The following is a 16,076-nucleotide window of genomic DNA, read 5'->3' as shown; positions in this document are numbered from 1 at the left end:
CTTACTGATCGACCGGGATTTCATGCCTGAAGGGGCTGTTTGCCAATTTGGAATTGCGATCGAAGCGATAAGTTTTCGCTATAGGAGAATTGGCCGTGAGCTCGGAAGGCTCATTGCTATAGCTTTTTCTTATATCTTGAAGACCATTTTGAAATAGGAATTCCGCCCTCTTGCCGACACCTTAGGAATGGAAACGGGCCTGGGCGATCTCATCCGGGCCATCAACAAGAGTGCGCTCTGCCATATCGATTAGGGCGGCTGACACGGGGAGGAGAGATGCTGACCCTTCTGTTCGATGGGCTTGCCTATGGAATGCTATTGTTCATCCTTTCGTGCGGGCTGGCAGTCACGCTTGGTCTGATGAACTTCATCAACCTGGCGCACGGTGCCTTTGCAATGGCGGGCGGCTACGTCACTGTCGTCCTGACCAATCGCTGGGGCGTGCCGTTCCTGCTGACGCTACCGATCGCCTTCATATTGACGGCCGTCCTCGGGCTTGTCCTTGAGCGGACGCTCTATGTCAGGCTCTTCGACAAGACTCATCTCGACCAGGTCCTCTTTTCCATCGGAATCGTCTTCATCGCAGTCGCCGGTATGGATTATCTGATGGGCTCCCAGCAGCAGATCCTCGACCTTCCGGATTTCTTGAAGGGGCGCGTGACGATATTGGGCGTCGGTATCGGCGTCTATCGCGCATTCCTGATCGTCACTTGCGGCGTGCTAGCCGCGTGCCTGCAGCTCGTCCTGAGCCATACGCGTTTCGGAAGCCGGCTACGGGCGTCCGTCGATGACCGGCGGGTGGCCCGTGGCATCGGTATTCGCGTTAATACGATCTTCGCCGCAACTTTTGCCGTTGGATCAGGTCTGGCAGGGCTCGGCGGCGCGCTGGGTGCGGAAATCCTTGGCCTGGATCCGACCTTCCCTCTGAAATTCATGGTTTATTTCCTGATCGTCGTTTCGGTCGGCGGAACGTCCAGCATGACGGGACCGCTGGTCGCCTCGATCCTGCTCGGCGTGGCCGACGTTCTCGGCAAATATTATGTCCCATCGCTTGGCGGCTTCATCATCTACATCGTTCTCGTGGCCGTGCTCGTCGTCCGCCCGCAGGGACTCTTCACGAGGGCCGGATGATGTCGCTTTCCGCCAATACTCAAGATCCGCTCACCAGTTCGGTCAAGGAAAGCCTTCGGCGGCAAACCCGCTGGCGTGCGCTTGAGATCGCGTTCTGGATCGCGGCGGTCGCGGCTTGGTTTCTTCTGCCGGGCAAGCATCTCATCCTCACCGAGATCGCCATCTTCGCCCTGCTTGCACTGTCGATCGACCTGATAATCGGATTTGCCGGGATCGTGACGCTGGGCCAGGCCGCGATGTACGGTGTCGGCGCCTACGCCAGCGGCTTGTTCTCGATCTACGTGACCGGAGAGCCTCTAACCGGCCTCCTGGTGGCAGCCTTTGCCGGGGCCGCCGTCGCGCTGCCGACCAGCTTCCTGCTTCTACGCGGTGCGGATCTTACGCGACTGATGGTGACGCTCGGTGTCGCGGCAGTCCTGCTCGAAATCGCCAATCAGGCCACCTGGCTGACGGGTGGCGCGGACGGTCTGCAGGGCATCACCATCCAGCCGCTCTTCGGCACGATCGATTTCGATCTCTATGGGCATGTTGGGTACGCATACAGCCTTTCGGTTCTCTTCGTCCTTTTCGTTCTTGCCCGTTACATCGTCGCGTCTCCCTTCGGTAATTCGCTGAAGGCCATCCGCGATAATCCGCTCCGAGCGTCGGCCGTCGGCATCCCGGTCAAGGGCCGCCTCGTCGCAATCTACACGCTGGCCGGAGCCTATGCCGCCGTAGCCGGAGCACTCTTCAGCCAAACGCAGCAGTTCGTTTCGCTTGATGCGCTTTCCTTCCAGAAATCCGCCGATGGTTTGATGGTCCTTGTCATCGGCGGTACGGGATACCTCTATGGCGGCCTGATCGGAGCTCTGGTCTACGAACTGATCCAGGACGCGCTCTCTTCAGTCACACCGCAATATTGGCAGTTCTGGCTCGGCATACTGCTCGTCGCCTTCGTCATGACCGGGCGGGATCGGCCAAGACAGATCGTCGAACGGCTCACCGCAAAAGTGCCCGCCATGCGCAAAACGTCAACACCGGCGAAGGCATCCGAGGGAGGCAAGTCATGACCACCCCTGCCCTTGAGACCCGGGATCTCAATAAGACATTCGGCGCGCTGAACGCTACGACGAACGTCAACTTCCGGCTTGAACCTGGCGCCCGCCATGCTCTGATCGGACCGAACGGTGCCGGCAAGACGACCTTCATCAATCTCCTGACCGGCGTTTTGCAACCGTCCAGCGGCGACGTCATTCTCCACGGGGAGAGCATCATTGGCCTGAAACGCGAGCGCCGCGTTCGGAAAGGCCTCGTACGCACGTTCCAGATCAATCAGCTCTTTGCCGGGCTGACGGTCATAGAAAGCCTCGCGCTCGTCATCAGCGAACGCAGCGGGCGCGGATGGAACTGGCTTCGGCCGACACATGCCGTTGCCGGCATCGAGCGGGAAATCGCAACTCTGCTGAAAGACTTCGGCCTCGATGGCGTCGGAGACGAAAAATGTCTCGCCCTTCCCTATGGCAAACAGCGCCTTCTCGAAATTGCGCTGGCAATCGCCTGCCGCCCGCGCGTCCTGTTGCTCGACGAACCGGCCGCCGGCGTTCCCGAGGCCGATCGAAAGGAAGTGATGCAACACATATCGAGGCTGTCGTCGGACGTATCGATCCTTCTGATCGAACACGACATGGATCTGGTATTCAATTTCGCCAATAGAATCTCCGTTCTCGTCGCCGGCGCATTGTTTGCGGAAGGTAGCGTCGATCAGATCGCGAGGGATCAGCGCGTCAAGGAAGTCTATCTCGGAGGGGCAGCACATGGCTGAGCTCCTGCGGATCGAATCCCTTTCTGCCGGATATGGCAAGGCGACCGTCCTTCATAGCGTCAACCTATCGGTCGAGCCTGGAACAGCCGTCGCACTTTTGGGGCGCAATGGCGTCGGCAAGACGACGACCCTCAACACGATCGTCGGCTTGACCCGATATCGATCAGGGTCGATCCGGCTGCAGGGTACGGCTATTCAAGGCATGCCGCCCGAACGGCGTGTCGAGGCCGGCATCGGTTGGGTTCCGCAGGAACGTGGAATTTTCCGGTCGCTGACGGTCGAGGAAAACATAACGGCGGTTGCTCGACCCGGCCGATGGACGCTGTCAGCAGTCTACGATCTCTTCCCGCGGCTCAAGGAACGGCGATCGAACCTCGGAAACCAGCTCTCCGGCGGAGAGCAGCAGATGTTGTCGATTGGCCGTGCGCTCGTGCTTAATCCAATCCTCCTGCTTCTCGACGAACCGACGGAAGGACTGGCGCCGATCATCGTCGAGGAACTTCTCGCGGCCATCCGCAGAATTGTTCGCGGCGAGGGACTTGCGGCAATCATCGTCGAACAACACGCACAGCAACTGCTCGCGATTACCGACAAGGCAATCATCCTCGACCGGGGAAGCGTCGCCTATTCCGGCGACAGCAGCCGCCTGGCGGAGGATCGCCAGACACTGGGCAAGTTCCTTGGCGTGGGCACAACCGAATGAAGAAGCGCCACACCGACCGCAAGCCGAAATCAGAACGCAAGTGAGACGAAACGACAGGATGGGCTGCGGGGAGAGATCTTTCCGCATGTCGAACAAAGAAAGAAGGAGGAGAGAATGAATACCAAAAAGATGATTACCGGCATCATGGCCACTCTTGCGATCGTGGCCGCGACGACCACCGCATCCAGGGCGGAAGACACAGTCAAGGTCGGCGTCGTCATCCCAATGACCGGCGGCTTCCAGTCGAATGGCCGCCAGATCAACGCAGCACTCAAGACCTATGTTGCGACCCATGGAGAGACCGCTGGCGGCAAGAAGGTCGAATTTATTGTCAAGGACGATGGCAGCTCCGCAGACAACGCCCTGCGCATCTCGCAGGAACTCGTCACGAGCGACAAGGTTTCGATCCTGACCGGGTTTGGCAACACGCCAACCGCCCTTTCGGTTGCGCAGATTTCCAAGCGCGCCAAGATCCCGCAGATCATCATGGTTGCAGCGACGTCCTCGATCATGAAGGCGTCGCCCTACATGCTGCGCACGTCCTGGACCATTCCGCAGGTCGCAAGCGTCATCGGCAAATGGGCGCCCGAAAACGGCACGAAGAAGTTCGTCAGCATCGTCTCGGATTACGGTCCGGGCGCAGATGCAGAAGAATGGTTCTCCAAAACGCTCGAAGCCAATGGCGGTTCCGTGATCTCGAAGCTGAAGGTCCCGCTCGCAAACCCGGATTTCGCGCCGTTCCTTCAGCGCGCGGCCGACGAAAAGCCGGAAGGCCTGTTCGTCTTCGTTCCAACCGGCGCTGGCGCAGCATTCATGAAGCAGTTCGTCGAACGCGGACTGGATAAATCCGGCATCAAGGTCATCGCGATGGCCGACGTCACCGACGACGATCTCCTCAACGATATGGGCGCGCCGGCCCTTGGCGTCATCACCGGCGGTCCCTACTCGACGAACCACGCATCGCCGGAAAACCAGACCTTCGTCGACGCCTTCAAGAAGAACAACAACGGCATGCGCCCGAACATGGTCGCCGCAGCGGCGTGGGACGCGCTCGATCTCATCTATAAGACGCTCGACAAGACGAAGGGTGACGCGACGGGCGATACCTTTGTGAAAGCTGCCGAGGGAATGCAGCTTCAAAGTCCGCGCGGCCCGATTTCGATCGACCCGCAGACGCGCGACATCGTGCAGAACATCTACATGCGCAAGGTCGAGAAGGTCGGCGACGAATTCTACAACACGGAATTCCAAACGATCGAAAACGTGAAAGATCCAGCACACTAGTTCTTGCCGGGGGCGGCGCATTGTTTCCGCCCCCTTCAAAAACCATGCCGCAGTAAAGGGTGGAGAGTGTTTGATGACGATAGGTCTGATCGGGTTTGGCGAAGCGGCACAGGCTTTCGTCTCGGGATGGCGTTCGGAAATCCTGGGCGTGGAAGGGCACGGCGCCATCTCGACCTTCGACTTGAAAGTCGAAGACCCCGCTCTTCGAACGGGACTGCGTGAGACATGCGATAGCCTTGGTGTCCACTGCGCCGGCACTCCGGGCGAGGCGCTTGCAGCCAAAAGGATTGTGTTCAGTCTCGTGACGGCGGACAATGCTCTGCAAGCAGCCGAGCGTGCGGCAAGCTTTCTGGCCTCTGGCGTCCTGTATCTCGACTGCAACTCCTGCTCGCCGAAGACGAAGGCGATGGCTGCCGGAATCGTCGAAGCAGCTGGAGCCATCTATGTCGACGTTGCGGTCATGTCTCCCGTGCACCCTGCCCGCCATCGCACGCCGCTCCTGGTATCGGGCGCGGCAGCCGAGCAGGCGCAGGCCGCGCTGGCGGAATTGCATATGAATGCAAAGCTTGCCGGCAGCAATGTCGGAGAGGCTTCGTCTGTCAAGATGCTTCGCTCTGTCATGATCAAGGGTTTCGAGGCCTTGACGGCGGAATGCTTTCTGGCGGCTCGAAGGGCCGGCGTGGAAAAAGCGGTGCTTGCCTCTCTTCAATCCTCCGATCCGGGGATAGACTGGAACATGCGGGCCGCCTACAACCTTGAAAGAATGATGGTTCACGGAAAGCGGCGGGCTTCGGAGATGGTCGAAGTCGCTGCCACCCTGAGGGAATTGGGACTGCCAGACCGCATGGCCGTTGCGACCGCGGACTGGCAGCGCCAGATCGGTGAACTCGTTATTCGACCCGAGGCAAGTACCCTCGAAGCAAGAGCCGACATGATCTTGGAGTCCTACCCGGATTGAACGACGAGACACCTTCGACAGCGCAAATCCAGCACAATCTTCGGCATCTGCGGGTCTTCCTCGCCGTCATAGACACCAAATCCGTGACCAAGGCCGCCGCAACCAGCCATCTTTCGCAGCCGGCGGTGACGCAGGCGCTGACAAAAATCGAGCGTGAGCTGCGGACGACATTATTCACCAGGACGCCTCAAGGCCTTTTTGCAAATAGTCGGGGCGATCTTCTGGCGGAGCGGGTGAAACGGGCGTTCGGCTACCTTGACCCGGCATTGAACGAGCTCAGTCCACGCCTAAAGCTGGTTGCGACCACCTCGCAGCTTCGTGCGTTAATCGCCGTGCGCGAGTGCGAGAACTTCACCCTTGCAGCAAAGAAACTGGGTGTCGCGCAACCGACCGTCCACAGAGCCGTCACTCAGCTCGAGGAAGAAGCGGGGCGAGCGCTTTTCGAGCGGACTTCCTATGGCATCGTAGCCACGCGGATGGCCAATTCGGTCGCGCAGGCGGCACGTCTTGCATTGGCGGAGCTGGCCCAGGCCGAGGTGGACCTTGCCGAGGCAAATCAGGAGGAGGCCGGGACCGTCGTCATCGGCGCGATGCCTCTTTCGCGATCCTTTGTGCTCCCCAGAGCCATTGCCGAATTCAGAAAGCTTCGTCCGCGGACACCGGTCCATGTCCTAGAGGGACCCTATGCCGATCTGCTTGCCGGGCTTCGGCGCGGCGAAATCGACTTCCTCATCGGGGCACTGAGAGAACCGGCTCCGATCGGTGACATCGAGCAGCGGTTCCTATTCACCGACACGATCGTCGTCGTCGCCGGCACCGGGCATCCGCTTGTTGGACAAGCAAAGCCTACTCCTGAAGAACTCGCATCCTATCCCTGGGTCGTCGGGCAGAAGGGAACGCCGATCCGAAAGCATTTCGACGCGCTGTTCGAGGGTTTGGCAAAACGACCGGCTGCGATCGTCGAATCAAGCTCGCTGATCTTGATGCGAGAACTTCTAAGCAGGACCAATCATCTGGGATGCATCTCCTTTCTGCAGGCCCAGGCAGAGCTAACCCGCGGCCTTCTCAAGGCCTTGCCGCTCCATCTGGAGCATACGGCAAGACCCATCGGCTTAACGTTGCGAAGGACCTGGCTGCCGACCGCTCCGCAACGTTTGTTTCTGGATCTGGTCACGCAGACCGATACCGTCCCCTAAGGACATTTATTGACATAGAGCAAACACCAAGCGGCTCTTGATCTCGGGCTCAAGGTGCTCCAGCTGGCCGGTGATCCGGTTTCGACTTAACGCGCATGATTTTCCGAGCGGATATAAACCTGTAATGCTTTCTGGATTTTCCAATATTTAATTTATTATTTTGAATAGCTTAGTTACACTTTTGGATAAGACACATCAAAGATCTGCATTCAATATACCACCAAGATTCGGCTTCATCGGTCGTTTGCCTCGATCACTTTGTTCTTGTGGTTACCGTCGCATGACGACATAGCGACCAAGTTATCGCCTCGCTTTTGAGAGTTCGTGGTTTCCAAATTGCTGGATGCATTTTGGCTGCGCCTTTAGCTCGATCCATTCGGACGGCTTTAGGCGGTTGATACATCCCGGGAAAGATCCAGTACGACAACGTCGATGCGTTGAGGTAGCGCAGCGGTATACGTATCGTGTCACGTATACCTCCCCACGCGAAGTCATACCGAGACCGTTTTCCGAGCTGTAATTAAGGAACGCCTACGGAAGAAGAAGGATGCTTCCCGCCGAACGACCGGTTTCAATCTCCTCATGCGCTTTGACGATCTCGGCCAAGGCATATTCGCCGCTGATATGTGAACCGACGCCTGCCTCCATCCATTTTACTGCAGCCCGTGCGGCCTCCTGGTATCTGGCAATGTCGGCGCACCAGGCCATGACGCTGGGATGCGAGAGCGATTTTCCGGGGCGAAGCTCCTCAACAGCAACGGGCGGGATCGGGCCTGCGGCCTGCCCTATCGTTATCGCCATCCCCCACGGTTTGACCGAGCGAATGCTCTTGAGCAGCATGTCACCACCGATCCCATCATAGGCGACATCGACGCCACGATTGTCGGTCAATCGCTTGACCTCAGCGACGACATCAGCATCGCGGCCGACGATCAGGTGATCGACCCCGTAGGACTTGGCCAGATCGGCCTTCTCCTTCGAACTGACTGTACCGATCACGGTCGCGCCCAAAGATTTCGCGCCGCGGACAAGGACGCTTCCGAGACCGCCGGCGGCGGCCTGCACGAGAACGGTGTCGCCGCCACCTATCTGGCAGACCTTTTGAAGAAGCATATGCGCTGTCATACCCTTCAAAAGCGACGCGGCTGCAGTCTTGGTCGGGATACCATCCGGAAGGCGAACCAAGCGCTCCGCAGCGATGTTTCTGACCGAAGAATAGGCTCCGACTGGGGCACCAGCATAAGCCACACGATCACCCGCTTTAAAGCCGTCGACTCCAGGTCCAACCTCTTCGATCATACCAGCGGCTTCAACCCCGATTACGGCCGGATAGCTTGGCAGCGGATAAAGGCCCTTACGGTGGTAGATATCGAGGAAGTTCGTACCGATCGCCTGATGGCGAACCCTGACTTCGCCGGCCGCCGGTGGTGCGATCGACTGTGCCTCGACACGGAACTGGGTGACGTCGCCGGGGGCGACAAGCATTACGATTTGGTCTGTCATTGGTCTATCTCCTGATTCACAGCATCGTGCCCCATGGCGTATCGATTGAAAATTCCCTATTGTTGCCCAATGAATGGGAAGGAATTCACACAGCCCGATTGGGATGATCTCAGGCATTTTCTGGCGCTTGCAACGGTCGGAACCTTGCTCGGTGCCGCAAAGAACCTTGGCGTCGAGCATGCGACCGTCAGCCGGCGGGTCGCATCACTGGAGGCGAAGCTGGGGCGAAAGCTGGTTGACCGACGCGGGCGCCGTATCGTCCTCACGCCGGACGGTGAGCAGGTCGCAAGTCTCGCCGCCCCTATTGCAAGCCAGATGATGGTGATCGAGCAATTGGGACGCAGCAGCCCGACGGAAGCGCGAGGCCACGTACGCATCAGTGCGCCGCCCGCTTTGTCGATGGCACTCCTCGTGCAGCCGATCGTCGATATCAGGAGGGAATTTCCCGGAATTCAGGTCACCTTGCTCGGTGAAAAGCGCTTTGCCTCCCTTAACCGACGAGAGGCGGACATCGCCATTCGGATGTCGCGCCCTGAGGAAGGTGATTATTCGATCGCGAAGCTCGGAACGATCAACTTTAACCTCTACGCATCGCCAGAGTACCTCCGGACCATTTCTCCCGAAGACTGGACTTTTATCGGCTACGATGACTCTATGAAATCATCGCCGCAGCAGGTCCGCCTGCAGGAAGTGGCGGGAGATCGTCCCGTCACAATCAAGTCTTCAGTTCTGGAATATCAGGCAGCCGCAGCCAGAGCTGCCGGCGGAGCCGTCATCTTGCCTGATTTCGCCCCGGAAGTGTTGGCAGGGCTGCAGCGTATTGGCGATAAACCTCTTCTGACGCGGGAGGTCTGGCTCGTCGTACATTCCGAAGTCGCGACCGTTCCTGCTATCCGAGCCGTCGCTGATGCTCTGAAACTTGCGTTTAGCAGGCGGAAAGTTAGCACTACAAGCTATTGAAATTTCGAGGACTGGCGGGGTCGTTCGGCGACATCGATTCACATACTTTGGAAATATGCGTTGGCTCGCGTACGGCCCGCCGATGAGTATCGGGGAGACAATGGTAATGCCTTGGTATATACCCAATACAGCAAAAGGAGCTCGCCATGTCGACGAAAGCCGTTTTCACGATGAAACTGGAACCGGAGTTGCGCGATACGTTCATGGCCGAAGCCGCCGCGGATGACCGACCGGCGGCCCAGGTGCCGCGCAAACTGATGCGTGAATATATCAACCGTCGCCAGCAGACGCGACAGTACGATGATTACTTGCGTCGCAAAGTGGAGATCGCACGTGGACAGCGTGACGCCGGCATGCACGTCTCCAATGAGGAAGTGGAAGCCAACGCGACGGCACGCCGCGCGGAGCTGCGCCGCCGGATCGATGAGGCGGATCTGTGAAAGTCAGATGGGTTGCGGTGGCGCGACAGGATCGAGCCGATATTGTCGATTACATCGCGGTCGAGAATCCGCGTGCGGCGCTCAAGACGGACAAGCTGTTCAGCGAGGCGACTGGCAAGCCCGGCGATTTCCCGATGCTCAGCCGTATGGGCAAGATCCCCGGCACACATGAATTCATCCCGCATGAAAGCTACCGGCTCGTCTGCGAAGTGGACGAAGCAGCAAACAGGGCATGGGTATTGGCGCTCGTACATACCGCCCGGCAATGGCCGCCCACCCAGGAAGACTAATCGCCGCGCTCAACTGAAATGTGCGTGGAGCCCGAAGAAAAAATGGGCCGCCGGAAAGATCCGCGGCGTTTAGGTATGAAGGTTTCAAAAACTCCAGAGGGAACAGTCGACGCGGCGGCACTGAGAGGAAAAGACCGCCATGTGCATCAGCTGCAAGCATAATGTCCGATTCATGGGCGACTGGAAATCTTTTATTGTACAATGCAGCCATGCGCGCTGCGACGCAGCATGACTTCGCGCTGACATGCAAAGCAATCGCCTCTAGCCGCGTCTGACACATCCGAGCTGATCAGTTGGACATTTCCGGGCACCGATCGAACACCTCATCTGATAGGCACCAATTTCAAGTAGGCTTTTGACACGGAAATATCGTCCGCCAAGAGCAGAAACAATAAATCCCCTAAGCCTCAGTGCATCAAATAGCCTTAAACGGCGAACGATAATGCTCCATCATCGCCGCGCTCCTCTTTCGTAGCCTATCGAAAGTGCGGTTGGCGCCTCTAGCGGCGGCGAGATCCTTGCAGGTCAGCGTTTCAGAAAACCCATAAACTTGCTCGGATCATCCACGGCAGGCCGCTTTATGCTTTAGGGAGGAAAGATCTATGCATGCCCAGAACCCCCTCACCCCATCCCGGTTGGGGCCGGAGCCGTGTAGTCCGAGAAAAGTCGAAACGATCGGCGCCAAATGTTCGCAAGCTTTGGATGAGGCAACCAGACGAGCCTATGAGCGTGGAGGTGGCGCTGGTATGCGCGAAAGGGAGGATGAAGAAAATCCCTATCCAGCGGGAAGCGCACTCGCAAAAGCCTTCGAACACGGTTATCTCGATGGGCAAAAGGCGCATCGATAGTCCGGTATCTATTGAAACGAATGATCAGCTTCCAAAGATTGATTCAAGGTTATTGCGCACAGCACCAAAAGGTATCGCTGTAGCTTCAGCAAGGAGTCCCTTGTCGTCTTACGTTACGCCTGGCTCATCTATGTAAATGGCGCGTGCGATTGTTGCCCAAGCCACTTGAACTGGGTTATCGACATGATCCCCAGGATTTACCAATCTTCACATTTTGATCAGATTTTGAGATAGATCACACACCAGCCTCACAGCGCGGTGTGCTGTGAGTACGCGGCGCTCTATGTAAAAGCGTTGGAAGCGACCTGAAGATCGACAAGTCGCAGATCTGCGATCGCTATGGCTTTAACTCTTGGTTGAGTTTGACTTAAGCCGCCCCTTCTTTTTTTGGCGTCTCCACAGGGCGCTGGGCTAAGCGGAGGAGTGCGCGAAGTCTCTCCGTCTTTTTCTCACGGATCGCTCGTCGACAATATCCCTTGCGGCAACGTCTGTCTGGGCCAATTTCGATTCCGCCGAGGTCTGACCCGGCTTGAAGAAACGGTCTTTTGTCGCGGTCATGCGTTACCTCATTCTAACAACGAATACCATTTGCGGCTCTGCCACCAAGACGAAATTTACCGAAAGGACGGCGCTCAGCGCGCCCGTCCGATCGCCTTCTTTTTGGGTGCCGGGAGAAACCCCTCCTGCTGTGCCTGCTTACGGGCAAGCTTACGGGCAAGCTTACGTGCACGGCGAACCGCATCGGCTTTTTCACGCGCACGCTTCTCCGACAGCTTTTCGTAGACGCTGCGGGCCTTCATTTCTCGAAAGACGCCTTCGCGCTGCAGCTTTTTCTTCAAAGCGCGAAGCGCTTGATCAACGTTATTATCCCGCACAAAAACCTGCAATTATCTCCTGACGCGGCTAGTGTCGCTATTTCCTGATCTTGATCGCGTTAATGTTAACCCATGAGCTGCTGGCATACGCAGCGTTGGTCGACGGTTTTCCGTCCACGCCTACCGACGCATCATGATCTATATCCGCTTCGGTAATAAGACGCTCGCAATTTTCGCTCGAGAACCGGATACGATATTGAACCAATCCATTAGCCTTCGGCAAAATGGACACAATGCGGCAATGACCCTTCTTTGCACCATACAGGAAGACACCGTTTTTTAAAATGATGGAGTCACCGGTCACATAGACACTTTTTGGCATAGCGACCTCCATAGGATCAAAAACAAAAGGCCGGGTTTGACGCCCGACCTTCGACGGCTATCACCCCCGCGCGCCAACCCATCCGTGCTCGCGCGAGGTGACGACAAATACTCATGCATCCTGCAGATTGTCCGCCGAGCTTTTGCCCGAACGTTTGTCTGTCACGATCTCATAGCTGATCTTCTGACCGTCGACGAGGCCGCGCAGACCGGCGCGCTCAACAGCGGAAATGTGGACGAAAACATCTTCGCCACCATTGTCAGGCTGGATAAAGCCAAAACCCTTGGTGCTCTTGACGGGATACGAACCGCCGGCTCGGTGTTTCAAATACCCACAAACCTAAGTCTTCGAGAATATCACGTTCTAGATCAGGCTGACCTATGAACTTCGTTTTGCGGCGCTTTGGATAGCAGCACCACGGAGCCTACCGCGGTCACTGTAGTTTGACGTCCTCAAATCTGACGCCGAAGCGGGCGAGATATTTCGTCAGGCGATCCGCATCATTGCTGCTTTTCTTTTCCAATCGCGAGATCGTAAACAAGGCTCTGCCCGCAAAACTGGCCGTTGTGTGGTCGCGGCAGGTCTGAAGAACTGTCGCGAGCTGCACCGCGTCGAAACGATCGAGACTGGCAGCAGCTTCTGCGCCCAGCACATCTTCAATAATGGTATCGGTTCCATTATCATCGGTCAGGCGGCGCCATGCATGTCACCGACGCCGACAGATCGCGGAAATTGGCACTCAGGACGGCTTGTAGACTGGTTGCGAAGGAAAGGTAGCGTCACGCGCCTCCTTGTTGAAAGCAGCGTCCTCGCCCTCCCTCTCCAGATAGCGCCTAAGCTCGCAGTCGAGGTTGCAACAGGTCTCGGCGGCAAGAGCGGGATCGGGAGTTTGATCGAACATCGGATTTCTCTTCCGAGAAGAAGTGACATGCCACGCGACAAAAGGATATCGGCTTTCACTGTGCAACCCTCGATTCAGTTCGTGCCTTGCCGGTCGATGCGCCTATTGCCAGTCTCGCATCATGGCGGCTTGTCATTGAGGAAATGACGTGTCTAAAGGAGGCCGGGTGCCTTGCCCGTGGAGCTGCGCACGACCAGACTGGTCTTCGTGATGGTGGTCGCGTCGATTGCAAGGCCCTTGCGGATGGCGTCCAGAACGAGCCTGGCTGCCTGTTCACCGAGCTGGCGTGCATGGGTATCGACCGTCGTCAGCGGTGGTTGGACAAACTCGGCATCGGCGACATTATCGAAACCGACGACCGAAACGTCGTGTCCCACTTTGCGTCCGATGCGTTCAAGCCCAGCCATTGCGCCTATCGCCACGACATCATTGAAACAGACGAATGCGCTTGGCGGATTGTCCATCCGAAAGAGCTCACCCACCGTCTCCGCGGCAGCCGATCTCTTCAGGGAACAGGGGACATGCCTCGGGATCAGCCCATAGGAGCGCATGGATGTCACATATCCATCATAGCGCTCGGTTGCCGCCGAGTGAGCACGCTCGCCGCCCAGAAAGACGATGTTCGTATGCCCCAGTTCGTACAGGTGATTGACGGCGAGCGACACGCCATGGGCATAGTCTATGCCCAGATAACTCGTATCCTGATTGGCCCTTCTGAGAACCTGCAGAGTTCGGAAGCCGGATCTGGTAAAGCTTTCCGTCGCCGAGCCTTTCCCATCGGTCACGGGGCAGACGATGAGCGCGTCCACATTTTGCTCATGCATCCTTTGGAAAATTCTCTCCTGATTGGAAACGGATTCCCAGGAATTGCCGAGGAGGGATGTCCAGCCGGCATCGTTCAGCACCTGGTCGACGCCAGCGGTCAGCTCCGAGAAGAACGGGTTGGTCAGATCGGGGATGATGATGCCGACGAGGTAGCTGAATCTCGATCGGATGGCAGCCTTGCGATTGTAGACATAGCCGAGGCGGGCAGCGACGTCGCGAACCGTTGTCTTGGTGTGTTCGGCGACCAGTTCGCTGTTCCTGAGCACGAGCGATACCGTCGAGCGCGAGACGCCGGCCGCTTTGGCAACGTCATCTATGGTAAGCCGGCGTTCGATCTCGTCAGTCAAATTCGCATCCTCGCTTCGCAAAGCCGATCGTAGCAATCATTGGTCGATGATGCCGGCGTAACCCGGACCGCCCGCACCAAGATAGCCGCCGCTTTGACCGTTTGCTGAGTTGCTGACCCAAAATGAGTACAGGTGCGCATTTTCCAGGGCAAACCGGAGGCGAAGGCGCCGACTTGGGAGTGCGGCAAGATCGCCTCCCCTCCAGCGGACCGGACATGTCACCTTGTCGACGGTGATCGCTTCGCAATCTTCCAGTCCAAAGCCGGGGATATCCTTGCCGTGCTCGTCGAGAACGGCAACACGTAGCCGTCCGGCACTGCAGTCGGTGTTGACGAAGACATGGCTGCCGGAGATCTGAAGCGGCCTTGTCGTCATTTCACCTGATTGGCCGCTGTAAAGCGAGACGAACCCGTCGCGACGCAAGGTGACCAGTCCGACCGAGCCGCCGGCATAGGCGTGGGTGCCGAGAATGGGAGAGTGTCCGGAAAAGCCGGAGACGTAGAAATAAAGTTCGTCCCCGACCACCAAGCAAACCCCACCCGTCGCATGCAGATAGCCTCTGTCCCACTGGCCTGGAATCTGGGATGGAGCAAGGAAAGGCTCTTGCCGGTTCGGGCGTATCCAGTCCAGCCCGTCGCGACTGAACCCTATTTCCAGATCCGTAATTTTGGGAAGACCGCGATAGAAGCTGTCCGGATTTTGCGGGCCACGAAACATGCCATAGATCCCGAGCATCACGCTTTCATAGGCGACGGCATCGAAATTATAGATTTCCGAGGGAACTTCGCCGGTTAGGTTGGCATGATCGATGTCATCGGGAACGACCAGCGGCTTTCGGCCTTCCCTGGTCCAGTTCCTGCCTTCGACGAAATCGGGATGGGCCACATAGCTGCGTTGGCGCCCGCGCTCGGCATGAACGCGCAGTGAGTAATACCATTTGCGATCAAAGGGGTTGTAGTAGAAATTGCTGTTGTCGCCGCATTCTCCGGTCCGGCCGCGCGCCGTCCAATGAATGGCGTCCGGCGATGTATAAATCTCGGCGTATTGTTCCTTCACGCCATCAAAATCATAGTCCACATAGGGCATGCTCGGATGGGAGCCGCGGCGATAATAGACCATCATCTTGAAGCGTTCGGCAGGGTCCGTGGCAAACGTATCGAGCCAGAATCCTGCCCCATCGCGCATCCGTGGATAGCCGATCGGCAGAATACGATTGGTGACGCCGTCCACATCGAGGCGCGGGCGCTCCCAATGGATACCATCCCGACTTGTTGCCAGTGCCGTCGCGGCAAACCAGCCGGCATGATAGGTCATCTTGAATAGCTGGTCGGCCGGATCGAAGAAAACACCGTCCTGAAATGTACAGGCCACCGGGCAATAGCCACCATTCATCTCGATCGGCGTTTCCGGTTTGAGGACCGGAGTTGCCGGATGAAGCTTGGGACGGTGGAATATCCGCTGGAGCTCGGATGTCGCGATAAGATAATCGTCAAACAGCAGCTGCCGCCCGGCTCGAAGCGTCACAGGCACATCAATGGGGTTCATTCCGGCTTCTCCTCAATACGCTACATTGCATATTTTAGACCGATCTAAGTGTCAATAAATGCCGTTTTGAGAAATGAGTTGACAAATTTAGACCGATCTAACAACTTTCTGAAGCAATTAGATCGGTCTAAATATGAATCTCTAACT

Annotated in this window: 16 protein-coding genes and 1 pseudogene; 10 read left to right on the top strand and 7 right to left on the bottom strand. The window is 57.4% G+C overall.

Features of this window, described 5'->3' with window-relative positions; genetic code table 11:
• Nucleotides 1-276: 276 nt before the first annotated feature.
• The 7 genes from GA0061100_RS16845 (at nt 277) to GA0061100_RS16815 (ending at nt 7,073) form a co-directional block, all read left to right on the top strand.
• Nucleotides 277-1,131, top strand: coding sequence for a branched-chain amino acid ABC transporter permease (locus GA0061100_RS16845; RefSeq protein WP_075853865.1), 855 nt, complete (start codon nt 277-279; stop codon nt 1,129-1,131).
• The gene (locus GA0061100_RS16840; RefSeq protein WP_075854297.1) at nt 1,131-2,180 is read left to right on the top strand and encodes a branched-chain amino acid ABC transporter permease; all 1,050 of its coding nucleotides are present in this window, start codon (nt 1,131-1,133) and stop codon (nt 2,178-2,180) included. The genes GA0061100_RS16845 and GA0061100_RS16840 overlap by 1 nt, the downstream gene beginning before the upstream one ends.
• Nucleotides 2,177-2,932, top strand: a complete 756-nt coding sequence (locus tag GA0061100_RS16835; RefSeq protein WP_075853864.1) for an ABC transporter ATP-binding protein — start codon at nt 2,177-2,179, stop codon at nt 2,930-2,932. Before GA0061100_RS16840 ends, GA0061100_RS16835 begins: the two co-directional genes overlap by 4 nt.
• Complete coding sequence (locus tag GA0061100_RS16830) at nt 2,925-3,635, top strand: ABC transporter ATP-binding protein (protein WP_075853863.1); 711 nt, start codon at nt 2,925-2,927, stop codon at nt 3,633-3,635. Before GA0061100_RS16835 ends, GA0061100_RS16830 begins: the two co-directional genes overlap by 8 nt.
• Nucleotides 3,636-3,749: 114 nt before the next feature.
• Entirely contained in the window at nt 3,750-4,919 is a 1,170-nt protein-coding gene (locus GA0061100_RS16825; protein ID WP_075853862.1) for an ABC transporter substrate-binding protein, read from the top strand.
• Between the two features lie 73 nt (nt 4,920-4,992).
• A complete protein-coding gene (locus tag GA0061100_RS16820; RefSeq protein WP_143525454.1) occupies nt 4,993-5,877 on the top strand; it encodes an NAD(P)-dependent oxidoreductase in 885 nt (294 codons plus the stop codon).
• Nucleotides 5,874-7,073, top strand: a complete 1,200-nt coding sequence (locus GA0061100_RS16815) for a LysR family transcriptional regulator (protein ID WP_075853860.1) — start codon at nt 5,874-5,876, stop codon at nt 7,071-7,073. The genes GA0061100_RS16820 and GA0061100_RS16815 overlap by 4 nt, the downstream gene beginning before the upstream one ends.
• 531 nt (nt 7,074-7,604) lie before the next feature.
• Here the strand turns inward: GA0061100_RS16815 and GA0061100_RS16810 are convergent.
• On the bottom strand, nt 7,605-8,576 hold the full coding sequence (locus GA0061100_RS16810) for a quinone oxidoreductase family protein (RefSeq protein ID WP_075853859.1): 972 nt from the start codon (nt 8,574-8,576) through the stop codon (nt 7,605-7,607).
• Nucleotides 8,577-8,645: 69 nt separating this feature from the next.
• On the opposite strand from GA0061100_RS16810, the gene GA0061100_RS16805 reads away from it, so the two are divergent.
• The 3 genes from GA0061100_RS16805 (at nt 8,646) to GA0061100_RS16795 (ending at nt 10,266) form a co-directional block, all read left to right on the top strand.
• Entirely contained in the window at nt 8,646-9,536 is an 891-nt protein-coding gene (locus tag GA0061100_RS16805) for a LysR family transcriptional regulator (protein ID WP_075853858.1), read from the top strand.
• A gap of 146 nt (nt 9,537-9,682) precedes the next feature.
• The gene (locus tag GA0061100_RS16800; protein WP_208621550.1) at nt 9,683-9,976 is read left to right on the top strand and encodes an antitoxin of toxin-antitoxin stability system; all 294 of its coding nucleotides are present in this window, start codon (nt 9,683-9,685) and stop codon (nt 9,974-9,976) included.
• Nucleotides 9,973-10,266 carry a type II toxin-antitoxin system RelE/ParE family toxin gene (locus tag GA0061100_RS16795; RefSeq protein WP_075853857.1) on the top strand — a complete coding sequence of 98 codons (294 nt, stop codon included), beginning with the start codon at nt 9,973-9,975 and terminating at the stop codon, nt 10,264-10,266. Before GA0061100_RS16800 ends, GA0061100_RS16795 begins: the two co-directional genes overlap by 4 nt.
• 1,480 nt (nt 10,267-11,746) lie before the next feature.
• Here GA0061100_RS16795 and rpsU read toward each other — a convergent pair.
• The 6 genes and pseudogenes from rpsU to GA0061100_RS16765 all read right to left on the bottom strand — a co-directional run bounded on the left by rpsU (nt 11,747) and on the right by GA0061100_RS16765 (nt 15,929).
• On the bottom strand, nt 11,747-12,001 hold the full coding sequence (rpsU, locus tag GA0061100_RS16790) for a 30S ribosomal protein S21 (RefSeq protein ID WP_075853856.1): 255 nt from the start codon (nt 11,999-12,001) through the stop codon (nt 11,747-11,749).
• Nucleotides 12,002-12,026: 25 nt separating this feature from the next.
• The gene (locus tag GA0061100_RS16785) at nt 12,027-12,311 is read right to left on the bottom strand and encodes a hypothetical protein (RefSeq protein ID WP_075853855.1); all 285 of its coding nucleotides are present in this window, start codon (nt 12,309-12,311) and stop codon (nt 12,027-12,029) included.
• 111 nt (nt 12,312-12,422) lie between these two features.
• A complete protein-coding gene (locus GA0061100_RS16780) occupies nt 12,423-12,638 on the bottom strand; it encodes a cold-shock protein (RefSeq protein ID WP_075853854.1) in 216 nt (71 codons plus the stop codon).
• A gap of 106 nt (nt 12,639-12,744) precedes the next feature.
• Nucleotides 12,745-13,164: pseudogene (locus GA0061100_RS35550) on the bottom strand (sigma 54-dependent transcriptional regulator); the annotation flags it as partial.
• A gap of 200 nt (nt 13,165-13,364) precedes the next feature.
• On the bottom strand, nt 13,365-14,384 hold the full coding sequence (locus tag GA0061100_RS16770; RefSeq protein ID WP_075853852.1) for a LacI family DNA-binding transcriptional regulator: 1,020 nt from the start codon (nt 14,382-14,384) through the stop codon (nt 13,365-13,367).
• 36 nt (nt 14,385-14,420) lie between these two features.
• Entirely contained in the window at nt 14,421-15,929 is a 1,509-nt protein-coding gene (locus GA0061100_RS16765) for a hypothetical protein (protein ID WP_075853851.1), read from the bottom strand.
• Nucleotides 15,930-16,076 lie beyond the last annotated feature (147 nt).

Source organism: Martinezella hainanensis, from assembly GCF_900094555.1.
Taxonomy (GTDB): domain Bacteria; phylum Pseudomonadota; class Alphaproteobacteria; order Rhizobiales; family Rhizobiaceae; genus Rhizobium; species Rhizobium hainanense.
The sequence above is the reverse complement of the archived record's forward strand: the minus strand, read 5'-3'. Positions and strand labels throughout refer to the sequence as shown.